Here is a 14,530-nt window from a genome sequence, read left to right as displayed (position 1 = left end):
GGACGGCTTGCCTTCTCCCCTAGTACCACCGCATTTTCAGCCCTTCCCCTATTGAGGGCTCTACGTGCGTCATCCTGATCTCGGCTGAGCCTAGCTCTGAGCAACGGCGCTCCACTGGGTATCTTCGACTGCTGGCTGCTGGATCTGGGGTGGCATCACCGGGGTGCCGGTGTAGTGGGCTCGGATGGAGTCGATGAGGTGCTTGGCCCGAATCGTCAGGCTCCCCGCCCTCCCCGGCACTTGGGTCTGCAGCCTTCCCTTGGTGACCACAACACCGAGGTCGGCGCCCTTCCATCTGTAGTCGCCCGGACCATAGATCCGCAGGAAGAACGCTTCGGACTCGTTCTGCAGCTGATGCCAGTCGAGGGCAGCCCGCCGGTACACGAGCGCACCGGCACCATCGACGCTGTACGCCCCGGTGGGTGCCGCGGTGTCGATCCGCTCCACTCCCGGCCCCGTCTCCTTGATGATCATCTGCGACCAAAGATCGACTGTCGCGAGCTCCTGCCAGCGTCCGTTGATCTCCTCGACATCGAGGTCGAAGTCGATATCGAGGTACTCCAACAGATGGAACAGGAAGAGCGGGACGTCTGCATACGCACCGGCAGTGACGTTGGTGATCGAGGACGCGCCGCTGATGCGCGGGTTGATCTCACCGAGGTAGACCTCATCGGTGTCGACATCGATCAGAACATCGACCTCAAAGAAGCCGCGGTAGCCCTCCGCGCCGAGCCGCTCACCCAGCCGGCGTACCAGTGCAGAGGCGCGTGCGCGCAGGTCTCCGGTAAGCACCTCGGGAAACATCTCGTTGCCGCACCATCCACCCCGGTACGGGGTGAGCTTCGTGTGACCGGTCAGTTCGGACATGAACGGACCTACCACGGTGCCGCACTTGGTCAGCACCGCTTCCACCGCCACCGGGCGGTTGTTGATTCGCTTCATGACCTTGACCTCGTTGCCCACGACGTCCTTGCTGTGCTTCCTCCAGTCCGCCTCGGAGGCGATGAAGAACGTCGTTTTGCCCGAGTCGCCGTATGCCGTCTGGACGACCAGGTCGGTCCCAAGTCCCGCGTCCTCGGCTGCCTTCATGAGGCCGTCGAAGTCCTCGACCATCGCCACCACGTTGGGCACGCTCGGCACTCCCACCTCGTTGCCGAGGCGAGTAGTGACGAGCTTGGAGTCCAAGTGCGTCCGCAGCTCGGCCTTCGGCAGGATCAGGTCGTAGCCGAGCTCATCGCAGATGCGTTCGGTCTCGTCATCGAAGAACACCATCGCGATCTTGGGACGGACCCCGAGTCTGGCCCGGCTGGCAATGAAGGCCCGTACCTCCGAGTTCTCCAGCAGCCAGTTGTTTATGTGCTCGCCGCTCTCGAAGTCGACGAACGGCCTATTTCCAGGCGTGAACACTCGCGGATGCGCGCCGTCCCACGCGTCGTAGTAGGCGATGTAGGTGAAGTTGCGCACCCAGCGGTCGAGCCCCAACAGGTTGAAAGGAGTCGCACCCACGAAGTAGATCGGCACATCGTTGGTACGGAAGAAGTGGCGCACCTCGGACATGTTCCTAAGCGGCCGCCGAGAACTCTCGGCAAGCGCCGCCGGCCCGAACGCCGCGTCGGTCGCCATGGTCGCCACGGGTTCGGGGCCGATGGGGAGAGCCACTGGAACGGCAACCGGCGCAGACGCCGCCCGACGAGCCCGAGGCTTGGTGGCCCTTTTCGTGGTCGCACTTGCCTTTCGGTTTGCTTTTCCAGCACCTGCGGGTTGGGTGGTCATGCTGTCCCCTTCGGTCAACGGTTGGCCTGGGTGCGGATGAGCTTTTTGTTGACGAATTCGTCTATGCCGAAATGGCCAAGCTCTCGGCCGAAACCGGAGCGCTTCACGCCACCGAAGGGAAGCTCTGCTGCGTCGAGCATGACGCCGTTGACGAAGACCATTCCGGCGTCGATCTGGTCCGCCACGCGCTCGGCCTGCTCGGGGTCAGTCGTGAACACGTAGGCTCCCAAGCCGTATGGAGTGTCGTTGGCCAAGGCGACTGCCTCCGCCTCCGAGGAGACCCGGAAGACCATCGCGACTGGGCCGAATAGTTCTTGGGCAAACACGTCCTGGTCCGGAGCGACGCCGGTCAGCACGGCGGGTGGGAAGAACGCCCCCGAGCGCTGCCCCACGGTGTGCAGGGTGGCTCCTTGCGCCACGGCGCGGTCGACCTGTCCTTGCAGTCCTTCGGCGGCCCGCAGCGAAGACATTGGGGCTCCGCCGTCGGCCGCCGCAAGCATCGACGTCGTGAACCGATCGAGGAACGGCTCGTAGAGCTCCTCGGCGACGATGAAGCGCTTTGGTGCATTGCAGACCTGACCGGCGTTGTCCATGCGAGCCGCCACGGCTGCCGACACCACGGCCTCGAGGTCGTCGGTACTGAGCAGCACGAAAGGGTCAGAGCCCCCCAACTCAAGCACTACCTTCTTGAGGTTGCGCCCAGCGATCTCAGCGACCGCTGATCCAGCCCGCTCGGACCCGGTCAGCGACACCCCGGCAATGCGGGGGTCGGCGATCATCTCTGCGACCTGGTTCACGGTGGCATTGACAGCGACGTAGGCCCCATCAGGGAACCCGGCGTCGGCGAAGATCTCTTGCAGCGCCGCAGCCGACTCCGGACACTGCGGCGCGTGCTTGAGCACGATGGTGTTGCCGATAGCGAGGTTGGGTGCAGCGAACCGGGCCACCTGGTAGTAGGGAAAGTTCCACGGCATGATGCCGAGCAATGCGCCCACCGGGCTGCGACGGATGACGGCCGTGCCACTTCCTTGCAGGAGCGGCACCTGCTCGTCCGCGAGGAACCCCGCCGCGTTGTCAGCGTAGAACTCGTATATCTCGCGGCAAAAGTCGACCTCCACGAGCCCTTGATCCAGCGGCTTTCCCATCTCACGCCCGATGACGGATGCGAGGTGTTCACGCCGTTCACCATGGAGCTCTCCCACTCGCCGGAGCAGTGCAGCGCGGTCTGTTGCCATCGTCGTCCGGCCCCAGGTCACACACGCCGATGCGGCTTGGTCCAGTGCGGCATCCATCTCGGCCTGCGATGCCTGCGGGAACGTTCGCAGCCGCTCGCCGGTCGCTGGGTCAATGACGGCATAGTCATCGATGACCGCATACTCCTCCATGGCATTGCCTCCTTCGTGTTGGTTGTGATCGCGCGTCGAGCGGCCGGCGGGAAAATCCCACCCGGTCAGGGCTCTGCCGTCGTGTTCGGCATGGGCACTGTCGTTAGCTGCGCCCCGGCAGACCATGGAGATACCTGTGTTATCTGGAGCGGGATCCGACCGCCTTGACCGGACGGGGCATCCTTCTCAGGCCTACTTGAGTGGTTCCGGGTCTCTGAATCGCGTCAACACGTTCGAGGTCAAACGGGCGATGTTGTTGTCGTATCCGTTGTATGAGAGCGATCCAGTCCACGCGATTGAACCGACCGAAAAGATGCCTCCGCCACCGTCGAGGGCCGCGTAGACGACGTCAGAGCGGACCGAGGGTTGCTCTGTTCCTCCCAGACCTGGGAGTTGCTCGAACAGCTCCTCGGTGACTAGGAGGTAGGCGTCTGACAGCGGTCCGGATGTGGCCAGCACGAGGGTGTCCGGAGGCGATCCGAGGCTCGGGTTGTAGAAGTCGATCTCGGATCCCGCCGCGCCTCCGCCGATGATGCCGAAGTCTCCGAGGAGTTCCTCGGCTCCGATCCCTTCGAAGATGAAGGCAGCACGCGCGTCGAAGCTGTCTTCGAGTCGCTGATAGTAAGTACAGCGATCGAAACCCTGGGCGGACATCCCGACTCCAACCAGCCGCTCCGGCGCCTTTCCCTTGTTGCGCCAAAGGCCGGCGGACTCGCCTGAGGTCGTGTGGCGCCGCTCCGCGAACGGGGTTTGGTGCGGTCGCGTGCCTCCGTCGGCGCGACGGACCTCGAGTACATGTCGGTTATCGGGGTCAAACGACGCCGTGGCGTAGAACCCGTTGCCGCCGAGGTACATCAGGCGGCCGCCGGCCGCGGTGTACTCCGCCAGCGCATCGAGCTCAGCTCGGGTCATGTACTCCGGGTGACTGCCCGTGATGACAACGCGATACTTCGAGATGAGGTCATAGCCCTCGAGGTCCAGGGTTTCATCGGTGAGTGCGTCGAACTCACAGCCGACCTCCTCCAACCAGTGGGTGAGGCATAGGTCGGCGGGGAGGCCCCACGGTCCTTCGCTCATGAAAGACGCGCGATACCGGGGCTGCATGGTGATGAGTGGGCGGTGTGCAGTGCTGAATATGACGCCGGAACCGTCGTTATGGATCTCGTAGCAGGAGCGCCCGAACTCTGGGTGGTCTTGCATGACCAGGTCTTCGGAGTGAACGATCGGTGTGTGTCCGAGCAGCATCTCCATGCCGTCGGCCTCAAAGGCGATTCGGTCGTTCGCGTATGCGAGGTATGACCCCGTGGGAAACAGGACGGCCACGTCGCGCGAGCGTTGGCCAGGTCCCACGAAGAACGGCACATGATGGTCCCTGTCGTCTGCCTTCAGGCGGAACGCGTACACCCCGCTGGGCATGTCCTCTGGGATGTCGAATGTCAGGGCAACGGGCCATTCGGCGTCCGAGATGTCGTCGTCGTGAAAGTGGATGGCATCGAACTGGTCCGGGGCAAGGCGAAAATCCTCCACTTGACCCTGGAATGTAGGCCCGGTCACGCCACGCACTGGTCCATTCACACAGTGGGCGGTTAGGCCGTTGGGTGACTCGTCTACGACAGTGGAGAGCAGCAGACCATCGTCACGGTCGCTTCGACCGAAGTGCCATCTGGCCACCGTACGGTTGCCACCGCCGTCCTGCCGTCGAATCGTGACGCCTCCGATCTTTCCGTTGAAGGCTGATGCAGCGACGAGCCGCGTGTCCGCACGAGCAGCAAGCGCGCCGATGCGGAAAGGCATCTGGGAGGCGACCCATGCGCTCGTCGTCTGCAAGGTCGCGGACTCCGATGCGAGTCGTGCTGAGGCTGGTGCGACCAGATCCGACGCATGCTTCAAGGGCGTGCAGTGCAGGGTCACATCTCCGCCATTGGGCGGTACGTCGACAACGAGTTCGTACCAATGATGTGCAATGAGGGCGGTGTCGAGCTGAAGGGTGCAGGGCTGTCCCCACTCACTCCACATGAACGTGGGTCGACCCTCTTCGATGGTGAGGGCCCAACCCGTCGTCGTTTCGGCGTCCCATGTGCCCAACACAGTCTGATGCTCGCCGCGAAACGCGACGGAACTGTGGCTGACCCGATAGGCGCCCAGACTCCCCGCACGATCGTCACGCGGCAGCGTGGGGAAGACGGCTGCACGTATTTGGAAGCCTGCCGGATCCTTGAGGGCTCCGGCTGGGTCGGAAACCTCAACGAAGGATCCTGGCCGGCAGACGTATCGCTGTCCTGGATAGGTACCTTCGACCGCTGTAGGGACATGCGATTCTTGGAACCCCGGGCCTGAGGAACCGTCGAAACCGTGGTGTAGCCGGACGACGCTTGCGACGTACGTGTCGGCGTCCTCACAGCTGACGTGGAGCTGGATCTGCTCACCGGGCCGGGCCGACAAGCGATCGGTGTAGCCGAACACCTTCTGGCTGTTGCTGATTGGCGAGTTCATGATCCTGTTCCAATTCTTTGGGTCTCTGCAGGAACGGCGTTGGCCTCGAGGTACTTCGCCCTTCGCTCGTGGAAGACAGCCCTCATCGCGTCCTCGTAGTCCTGGTACGTACCGGGCTGGAGTACCAGGTTCCCGGGAACTCCGTGCGTTACCAGGCCGAGGGACCAAGGCCCGTCAGGACCATTTGCGTAGATGAGGTGCTTGCCCTGGATCGGTTGACTACGCAATATCCTCAGCACTCGGTTGGCGCCGTCCTGCAAGATCCAGAGTGGGTCGGCGTCATGTTGCGCAACGACTTCCTCGGTGAACTCGGCGCGGAGGCGCGTCAGGCTTCGCTGGGTGAAGACCTCGAGCAGTTCTGCGACTCTGTCTGCCGCCGTACGCGTCATTGGTTCTCTCCTGTGATCAGCTGACGGTCAGATGTTGCGTGAGGGTCAAACCCGACCGACGACTCGCTTGTCGGGTTCAGCAGCTTCGATGCGGTCGCCTGCCCCGTCACGAGGTACTGGCCAGGGATGACGGTGCGGAGCACGTGGCACAAGGGGATCTCTTGAGTTCGCACGATGGCCGACTGGAGTCGCGTCAGAGGTCCGATTGCTGCATGGAACGACCAGAGGCCTTCAAGTACGCGGCCACTCCGAGCCCGACGACGACCCAGCTGATGCCCAAGATCTTCGCGTGCGGATTTGCACTCCAGAGGGCGAAGAGCAGGATCGCGGTTCCCACAACCGGGGAGATCACGTGTAGGAAGAAGCGGCGGCTCTTTCCCCGAATGACGAAGTGATTAACCACCGCAACGTTCAACAGGATGTAGGCCGTCAGGGCGCCAAACGTGACCAGGGTGATCAACAGGCCAGCCTGCTCGACGCCCAGCACGCCGACTCCGACCGACAGCACCGCAATAAAGAGCATCGCGTTCCTCGGCACCATGCGGTCGCTGACTCGCGAGAGAAACCGGGGCAGTTGGCCATCCCTGGCCATGCTGAACACGAGGCGTGACGAAGTGGCGTTGGACGCGATCGCGTTGGCAAAAAGGGCGATGAGGGCGTTGGTCAGGAGCACGACGGTGCCGAACCACGACGACATGGAATGGCTCACGATGTCGTAGAAGGCATTGTTGGTGTCATCGCCTTCAGCGAAGGTGGTGCCGGTGGGAACGAGCACGGCGGCCAGGCAGACTTGAAGAACGAACAGCACGCCGACACACCACATCACCAAGATCGTGGCGCGTGCCACGGTGGCTCCCCCGTGCTCAGCCTCCTCGTTCAGCGTCGAAATCGCATCGAAACCGACGAAGCTCAAAGCCGCGATTGGGACCGCCGACGCCACCAGAGCCCAAGAGGAATTCGAGGAGGGAATGAGAACGTCGAGCGAAAGATGCGCGTCGCCGGAGGCGATGAGCACGATCGCCCATCCGACGAAGACAGTGAGAACAGCAAGCTGAATGCACAGGAAGATCTTGTTCATCCGCGCCGTCACTGAGACACCCAAAATGTTGATGAGCGCCGTTGCCGCAACGAACAGGATCACCCACACCCAGCCAGGCACGAAGGTGACCAGGGAGGCCATGGCGAGGGAGGCAAAGACGCAGAGCAATGCAGGGAGCAGCAGATAGTCCAGGAGTATCGCCCACCCTGAAATGAAGCCGACGAAGGTCGAGGTGCCCAGGCGGACGTAGGAGTACACCGAGCCGGCAACAGGGAACTGCAGTGCCATCTCCCGGTAGCTGAGGGCGCTGAATGTCATGACCAGGGCGGTAATGAGGTACACCGCACCAGCTGCCCCCACCGAGAGGTTGTAGACGACACCGAAGACCGAGATCGGCGCAATCGGCACCATGTAGATGAGGCCGTAGATGACCACATCGGCCAGGCTGAGAGATCGGGAGAGTTCGGGCTTGTAGCCCAACTCATTCAGCCTCGCGTTCTCAGTGTCCATATGCTCTCCTGCGACCACTTTCGCATCAGTTCGCTCAGTCATGGCGTGTACCTTTCGGAGCCAGGGGGGCTCGATGTCTGCAGCCGTTCGTGCCAACAATGGGACGAGTACCTAGGGCTGGAGTGCCTTGGTTTCCGAGTGTCGGCGGTGTCCAAGGCGCCATCAATACGTACTTGTACGGATGGTGCGTCGAAGGAAGGCGTTCTGAGCGGTCAGGGGGCAGGTGTCTGCCGCTGCGCGCCGCGCCTTGGTGGCGTCACCTGTTCGCCGTAGCGGGTCACGCAGAAGGCGGCCAGTCGCTCGGCCAGCAGCTCGATGGTCGCCGCACCGTGGTGGTCAGGGTGCCACGCGGCATACAGGCTGATCCCCAACGGGCCGGTGGGGCCATCGATCCCAAGCGGTTGCAGGCCGAAGCGCGGGTCGTCCGAGACCACCGCGACCCCGCGGCCTGCGGCGGCAACCGCCTGCGCTACTTCCGGAGAGCCAAACTCGTGGAGCTGCGTGTAGCCGAGGTGTGCCGTCGCCATCGCGCTGTCGAGGGCGCGACGCGGGTGGTAGTCGCGGTTCTGGGTCAGGAGGGGGCGCTCGACCAGCTCTGCGAGAGGGACCTTGCCGCGACCAGCCCAGTCGTGGGTTGGCGGGACGTAGGCCCACACGGGCAGGTCGGCGAGGGCCATTCCGGCGAACTGCGGTGGGGGCGGTGTCGTTCCGATCGCCAGGTCTGCCCCCAGGGTGAGGGTCGTGTAGACCGACCCCGGTACCTCCTCCAGCACGGCGGGCATCGGGTCATCCGCCTCCAGGGTGGCGAGGAAGGGAGCCACGACGTCGGTGAGGGTGGTGCCCGGCGCAGCGATCGTGACCTGCTGCAGTCGACCGGCGGCTATCGCCGCCGCGATGTCGAGTGCTGTGTCGGCCTGGGCGACGAGCGACCGGGCGACAGGGAGGAACTCCACACCGGCGGCGCTCAGCCGCAGCCGACCCTCATCACGTAGGAAGAGGTCGACCCCCAGCTGACGCTCCAGCTGGCGCAGCTGGCGCGACAACGAGGGCTGGGTGACGTGCACAGCGGCGGCGGCCGCCGTCACCGATCCGTTGTCGGCCACGGCGACGAGGTATCGCAGGGTGCGAATCTCCATGACATGCCTCCAAGGCATCGGACTAAGGCCCAATAGGTATTGGACAGCATGGCATGCGGGGCTGAGGCTGGAAGGCGACCACCCGTCATGCCTCGGGCCTTCGCCTGTCCCCCAAGGAGATTCCATGTCCGCAGTCGTCGAGCAGCGTCGTCGCCTCGTCACGGCCATCCCCGGTCCGCGGTCCCAGGCGTTGCAGGCGCGGAAGGTGGCGACTGTGGCCGCTGGGGTGGGCACGGGTCTGCCGGTCTACATCGAGCGGGCGGCCGGGGGGGTGCTCGTCGACGTCGACGGAAACCACCTCATCGACTTCGGCTCCGGCATCGCCGTGACCACCGTGGGGAGCTCGGCGCCGCGGGTCGTGGACCGCGTCCAGAAGCAGGTGGAGGAGTTCACCCACACCTGCTTCATGGTGACGCCATACGAGGAGTACCTCGCGGTCTGCGAGAAGCTCGCTGGCCTGACGCCGGGGGCGCACGAGAAGCGCTCGGCGCTGTTCAACTCCGGTGCCGAGGCCGTCGAGAACGCCGTGAAGATCGCGCGGGTGTTTACCGGCCGTACAGCGGTCGTGGCCTTCGACCACGCCTACCACGGTCGCACGAACCTCACCATGGCCCTGACCGCGAAGAACATGCCCTACAAGCAGGGGTTTGGGCCGTTCGCCTCCGAGGTCTACCGGGTCCCGATGGCCTATCCATACCGCTGGGCGGGTGACCGCACGCGGGTGGCGGACGAGGCCTTCGACGCCTTCACCTCGCAGGTGCACGCCCAGGTCGGCGAGGACAACGTCGCGGCCGTCATCATCGAGCCGATCCAGGGGGAGGGCGGCTTCATCGTGCCCCCCGACGGCTGGCTGCGCCGAGTGGCCGACTGGTGCCGCGAGCACGGCATCGTGTTCATCGCCGACGAGATCCAGACCGGCTTCTGCCGCACCGGTGACTGGTTCGCCTGCGACCACGAAGGTGTGGTCCCGGACCTCATCACCACGGCCAAGGGCATTGCCGGTGGTCTGCCCCTGGCCGCGGTCACCGGGCGAGCGGAGATCATGGACGCCGTGCACGCGGGCGGCCTCGGCGGCACCTACGGAGGCAACCCCGTGGCATGCGCCGCGGCGCTCGGCGCCATCGAGACCATGGAGGCAGAGGACCTGTGCGGACGGGCCCGCCAGGTCGAGGCGCTGTTCACGGAACGGCTCCGTCAGCTCGCCGACAAGTTCGACGTCGTCGGGGAGATCCGCGGCCGCGGCGCCATGCTGGCCGTCGAGCTCGTCACCGGGGGTGGCGACGTCACCCCCAACCCCGGTCTCACCGCACGCATCAACGCCTCTTGTCACCAGCAGGGGCTGGTCACCCTGACGGCAGGGACCTACGGCAACGTGCTCCGCTTCCTGCCGCCACTGGCCATCTCCGACGAGCTGCTACACGAAGGACTCGACATCCTCGAGCAGGCCTTCGCAGCCCACGCCTGACAACCACTGCAGGACAAGGAGATTCACCCAGTGATACTGACGTCGGCCCAGAACACGCTCGTCGCCTCGATCCAGACCGGCCTGTTCATCAACGGCACCTGGCGTGAGGCCTCCGATGGCGCTCGTGTGCAGGTGCAAGACCCCTCTACCGGCGTGGCCTTCGCTACCGTCGCCGACGCCACCGTGACCGACGGAGGCGACGCGCTCTCCGCCGCCTCCGCGGCTCAGGCGAGCTGGGCCGCCACAGCACCGCGCGAACGCGCCGAGTTGCTGCGCGCGGCATACGAGCTCCTCACCGAACGAGCCGAGGACTTCGCAACCCTGATCAGCCTCGAGATGGGCAAACCCCTCGCCGACGCACGTAGCGAGGTGGCATACGGCGCCGAGTTCTTCCGGTGGTTCTCCGAGGAAGCCGTACGTATTTCCGGACGGTGGATGACTGCACCCAACGGAGCCACCCGACTGCTCACTCTGAAGAAGCCGGTCGGGCCCACCCTGATGATCACGCCGTGGAACTTCCCGCTGGCGATGGGTACCCGAAAGATCGGGCCAGCCATCGCCGCCGGGTGCACCATGGTGGTCAAGCCGGCGACGCAGACACCTCTAACGATGCTCGCCCTGGCCGCGCTTCTCGACGAGGTCGGTCTGCCGGCAGGGGTGCTCAACGTCATCACGACGACCCGGACCGTGCAGGTGGTGGAGCCGCTCGTCCGGGACCCGCGCACCCGCAAGCTCACCTTCACCGGGTCGACGCCCGTCGGTCGAAAGCTGGTCGAGCAGTCCGCCACCCAGCTGCTGCGGGTCTCCATGGAGCTGGGCGGCAACGCGCCGTTCGTCGTGTTCGACGATGCCGACCTCGACGCGGCAGTGGACGGCGCGATGCTCGCCAAGATGCGCAATATGGGCGAGGCGTGCACGGCAGCCAACCGGTTCCTCGTGCAGTCAGGTGTGGCCGACGAGTTCGCCGCCCGACTCACGGCGCGGATGGAGCAGCTGTCCATCGGACGCGGCACCGAGCCCGGCGTCGACGTCGGGCCACTGATCGATGCGTCGGCCCAGGCGAAGGTCGAAGAGCTTGTGGATGAGGCGGTCCTGCGTGGCGCCCGAATCGCTTGTGGAGGCAAACCTCTTGGGGAGAAGGGCTACTTCTACGCACCCACCGTCCTCACCGATGTCCCGCCCGATGCCCGGCTCCTGCGCGAGGAGATCTTCGGACCTGTCGCGCCGATCGCCACCTTCGACACCGAGGACGAGGCCATCGCGCGAGCCAACGACACCCAGTACGGTCTCGCTGCCTACGTCTTCACCCGTGACCTGTCCAGAGTCCTGCGGCTCGCCGAGCGCCTGGAGTTCGGAATGGTCGGCGTCAACCAGGGCATCGTGTCCAACGCCGCCGCGCCCTTCGGCGGGATGAAGGCCTCAGGGTTCGGGCGAGAGGGCGGGTTCGACGGCATCTCGGAGTACCTCGAGACGACCTACGTGGGGATCGCATGACAAGTCAGGCGACAGCTGAATGTCCAGCCAGCAGCAACAACTTCGGCCCCAGAGACCCGCAACTGCGTCGATCTGGTGGGCGGGCAAGATCGTGGCATCGGTCACCCATTGGTAATGACGAGGGTTGTGTTGACTGGGTGGGTATGCCATGAGAATCCTTCTGATGGGACCCCCCGGAGCAGGCAAGGGCACCCAGGCAGTCCGACTCGCGGAGCGACTCGGCGTCCCCGCCATCTCTACCGGTGACATCTTCCGTGCCAACGTCGCGGCGCTCACGGGCCTGGGACGAGAGGCCAAGCGGTACATCGATGTGGACGATTACGTGCCTGACCGGGTGACTAACGACATGGTTCGGGATCGTTTGGCCCAGAACGATGCACGCCACGGCTGGCTGCTTGATGGCTATCCGAGGACGCCATCCCAGGTCAACGAACTGGACAGGTTCTGCCAGGACTGCGGCCACACGTTGGACTTGGCCATTGTTCTGGGTGTGCCCGAGCGAGAACTCGTGCGACGGCTGCTCGAGCGTGCCTCGTCTGAAGGTCGTGTGGACGACACGGAGGCCGTGATCTCACACCGACAGCAAGTGTTCCGCGAACAGACTGAGCCACTTATGGAGATCTATCATGCTCGCGGCATCCTCAAGATCGTCGATGGTCGCGGGGACGTGGCCGATGTAGCTGCCAGGTGCCTTCTCGCAGCCGGTCGCCACCGAGACACAGTTCCGACCACGTGACCGGGCAGGAGTCCGGAATCGTATTGCGGCCCATCCAGCTGTCGATTGACGGCGTCTCGCAGCAAACGCGGCATGCCAACCAAGGAGGAATCACCGTGTCCGAGTCGTCCGAGAGCCAGTCCACGAGCCAGACCGAGGTCCGGGACCTGTCCCCCACCCCCGAGTTCGCCGCGCAGGCCAACGGTCAGGCGGACCTCTACGACGCGGCCGCCGCAGACTTCGAGGGCTTCTGGGCCGACCAGGCCCGCCAGCGCCTCACCTGGGCCAAGGACTTCGACCAGACCCTCGACTGGAGTGGGGCGCCCTTCGCCAAGTGGTACGTCGGCGGTGAGCTCAACGCGGCATACAACTGCGTCGACCGTCACGTCGAGGCGGGCAACGGCGACCGCGTCGCCATCCACTTCGAGGGCGAGGGCGGCGACAGCCGCACGATCACGTATGCCGACCTGCAGCGTGACGTGGCAAAGGCCGCCAATGCGCTGGAGTCCCTTGGGGTCTCGAAGGGTGACCGGGTGGCGATCTACCTGCCGATGATCCCGGAGGCCGTGGCCGCGATGCTCGCCTGCGCCCGGATCGGCGCGCCCCACTCGGTGGTGTTCGGGGGCTTCTCCGCGGACGCCCTGCGCACCCGCATCGCCGACGCCGAGGCCAAGGTCGTCATCACCGCCGACGGCCAGTTCCGTCGCGGCAAGACTGCCCCGCTCAAGGCGGCCGTCGACGCGGCCGTCAAGGGCGAGACGACCGTCGAGAAGGTCCTGGTCGTGCAGCGCACCAAGGACCCGGTGGACTGGAACGACGACCGCGACGTCTGGTGGCACGACCTCGTCGACTCGGCGAGCGACCAGCACGAGGCGGTCGCCCACGACAGCGAGCACCCGCTCTTCATCCTCTATACGTCGGGGACCACCGGGAAGCCCAAGGGCATCTTCCACACGACGGCGGGCTACCTGACGCAGGCGGCCTATACGAACTCGGTCGTCCACGACGTGCACCCGGAGTCCGACGTCTACTGGTGCACCGCCGACATCGGCTGGGTGACCGGCCACTCCTACATCGTCTACGGGCCGCTCGCAAACGGCGCCACCCAGGTCATCTACGAGGGCACGCCCGACACCCCGCACCAGGGCCGCTGGTGGGAGATCGTGCAGAAGTACGGCGTGACGATCCTCTACACGGCGCCGACGGCGATCCGCACGTTCATGAAGTGGGGAGACGACATCCCTGCGAAGTTCGACCTGTCGTCGCTGCGGCTGCTCGGCTCGGTCGGTGAGCCGATCAACCCCGAGGCGTGGCTCTGGTATCGCAAGAACATCGGTGGCGGCAGCGCCCCGATCGTCGACACCTGGTGGCAGACCGAGACCGGCGGCATCATGATCAGCCCGCTGCCCGGCGTCACCGACCTCGAGCCCGGCTCGGCTCAGCGGCCGATCCCCGGTATCAGCGCCGAGATCCTCGACGACGAAGGCAACCCGCTGCACGACCCGGAGGCCGTCGGCTACCTCGTCCTCACCAAGCCGTGGCCGGGCATGCTCCGCGGCATCTGGGGCGACGAGGAGCGCTACAAGGAGACCTACTGGTCGCGGTTCGGGCCCAAGTACTACTTCGCCGGCGACGGCGCGAAGTACGACGAGAAGGGCAACATCTGGCTGCTCGGCCGCGTCGACGACGTGATGAACGTGTCGGGCCACCGGCTGTCCACCGCCGAGATCGAGTCGGCCCTCGTCTCGCACCCGTCGGTGGCCGAGGCCGCCGTCGTGGGCGCGACCGACGAGACGACCGGCCAGGCCGTGGTGGCCTTCGTCATCCTGCGTGGCGGGTTCGAGGACCACGGCGACGAGACCGTGCAGGAGCTGCGCAACCACGTGGCCAAGGAGATCGGCCCGATCGCGAAGCCGCGCTCGATCATGGTGGTGTCCGAGCTGCCCAAGACGCGGTCCGGGAAGATCATGCGCCGCCTGCTGCGCGACGTGGCCGAGAACCGCGAGGTCGGCGACGTCACGACGCTGGCCGACTCCTCGGTCATGGGCCTGATCAAGGAAGGCATGTCCACCGGCAAGGAGGACTAGGCCACTCCCTCGACGAATGGCACTCTTTTATCGTCGATATGGCT

General features: G+C 65.2%; 10 protein-coding genes. 4 read left to right on the top strand and 6 right to left on the bottom strand.

Annotated features, from left to right (window positions below; all coding sequences use genetic code 11):
• Nucleotides 1–90: 90 nt before the first annotated feature.
• The 6 genes from AC1DWR_RS06160 to AC1DWR_RS06135 form a co-directional block, all read right to left on the bottom strand.
• Nucleotides 91–1,773, bottom strand: a complete 1,683-nt coding sequence (locus AC1DWR_RS06160) for a biotin carboxylase (RefSeq protein ID WP_477623915.1) — start codon at nucleotides 1,771–1,773, stop codon at nucleotides 91–93.
• A 14-nt stretch (nucleotides 1,774–1,787) separates the two neighbouring features.
• Nucleotides 1,788–3,140: an NAD-dependent succinate-semialdehyde dehydrogenase gene (locus tag AC1DWR_RS06155; RefSeq protein ID WP_477624229.1), complete on the bottom strand. Its 1,353-nt coding sequence runs from the start codon at nucleotides 3,138–3,140 to the stop codon at nucleotides 1,788–1,790.
• A gap of 210 nt (nucleotides 3,141–3,350) precedes the next feature.
• Nucleotides 3,351–5,651, bottom strand: coding sequence for a N,N-dimethylformamidase beta subunit family domain-containing protein (locus tag AC1DWR_RS06150; RefSeq protein WP_477623914.1), 2,301 nt, complete (start codon nucleotides 5,649–5,651; stop codon nucleotides 3,351–3,353).
• Entirely contained in the window at nucleotides 5,648–6,040 is a 393-nt protein-coding gene (locus AC1DWR_RS06145; protein WP_057378300.1) for a N,N-dimethylformamidase alpha subunit family protein, read from the bottom strand. The genes AC1DWR_RS06150 and AC1DWR_RS06145 overlap by 4 nt, the downstream gene beginning before the upstream one ends.
• Before the next feature lie 193 nt (nucleotides 6,041–6,233).
• Nucleotides 6,234–7,589 carry an APC family permease gene (locus AC1DWR_RS06140; RefSeq protein ID WP_477623913.1) on the bottom strand — a complete coding sequence of 452 codons (1,356 nt, stop codon included), beginning with the start codon at nucleotides 7,587–7,589 and terminating at the stop codon, nucleotides 6,234–6,236.
• A 212-nt stretch (nucleotides 7,590–7,801) separates the two neighbouring features.
• On the bottom strand, nucleotides 7,802–8,725 hold the full coding sequence (locus AC1DWR_RS06135; RefSeq protein ID WP_477623912.1) for a LysR family transcriptional regulator: 924 nt from the start codon (nucleotides 8,723–8,725) through the stop codon (nucleotides 7,802–7,804).
• Nucleotides 8,726–8,849: 124 nt separating this feature from the next.
• On the opposite strand from AC1DWR_RS06135, the gene gabT reads away from it, so the two are divergent.
• The 4 genes from gabT (at nucleotide 8,850) to acs (ending at nucleotide 14,486) form a co-directional block, all read left to right on the top strand.
• Entirely contained in the window at nucleotides 8,850–10,190 is a 1,341-nt protein-coding gene (gene gabT, locus AC1DWR_RS06130) for a 4-aminobutyrate--2-oxoglutarate transaminase (RefSeq protein ID WP_477623911.1), read from the top strand.
• 30 nt (nucleotides 10,191–10,220) lie between these two features.
• The gene (locus AC1DWR_RS06125) at nucleotides 10,221–11,684 is read left to right on the top strand and encodes an NAD-dependent succinate-semialdehyde dehydrogenase (RefSeq protein WP_477623910.1); all 1,464 of its coding nucleotides are present in this window, start codon (nucleotides 10,221–10,223) and stop codon (nucleotides 11,682–11,684) included.
• 148 nt (nucleotides 11,685–11,832) lie between these two features.
• Complete coding sequence (locus tag AC1DWR_RS06120) at nucleotides 11,833–12,420, top strand: adenylate kinase (protein ID WP_477623909.1); 588 nt, start codon at nucleotides 11,833–11,835, stop codon at nucleotides 12,418–12,420.
• Nucleotides 12,421–12,515: 95 nt separating this feature from the next.
• Entirely contained in the window at nucleotides 12,516–14,486 is a 1,971-nt protein-coding gene (gene acs / locus AC1DWR_RS06115) for an acetate--CoA ligase (RefSeq protein WP_477623908.1), read from the top strand.
• Nucleotides 14,487–14,530 lie beyond the last annotated feature (44 nt).

It is taken from the genome of Pedococcus sp. P2_E2 (assembly GCF_056403955.1).
Note: the sequence above shows the minus strand (reverse complement) of the source record. Positions and strands in the feature narration are given on the sequence as shown.

Coding starts and splice junctions, on each gene's coding strand:
- AC1DWR_RS06120 (WP_477623909.1), top strand. CDS start 11,833: ATGAGAATCCTTCTGATGGGACCCCCCGGAGCAGGCAAGGGCACCCAG.
- AC1DWR_RS06135 (WP_477623912.1), bottom strand. CDS start 8,725: ATGGAGATTCGCACCCTGCGATACCTCGTCGCCGTGGCCGACAACGGA.
- AC1DWR_RS06150 (WP_477623914.1), bottom strand. CDS start 5,651: ATGAACTCGCCAATCAGCAACAGCCAGAAGGTGTTCGGCTACACCGAT.
- AC1DWR_RS06145 (WP_057378300.1), bottom strand. CDS start 6,040: ATGACGCGTACGGCGGCAGACAGAGTCGCAGAACTGCTCGAGGTCTTC.
- AC1DWR_RS06160 (WP_477623915.1), bottom strand. CDS start 1,773: ATGACCACCCAACCCGCAGGTGCTGGAAAAGCAAACCGAAAGGCAAGT.
- AC1DWR_RS06140 (WP_477623913.1), bottom strand. CDS start 7,589: ATGGACACTGAGAACGCGAGGCTGAATGAGTTGGGCTACAAGCCCGAA.
- gabT (WP_477623911.1), top strand. CDS start 8,850: ATGTCCGCAGTCGTCGAGCAGCGTCGTCGCCTCGTCACGGCCATCCCC.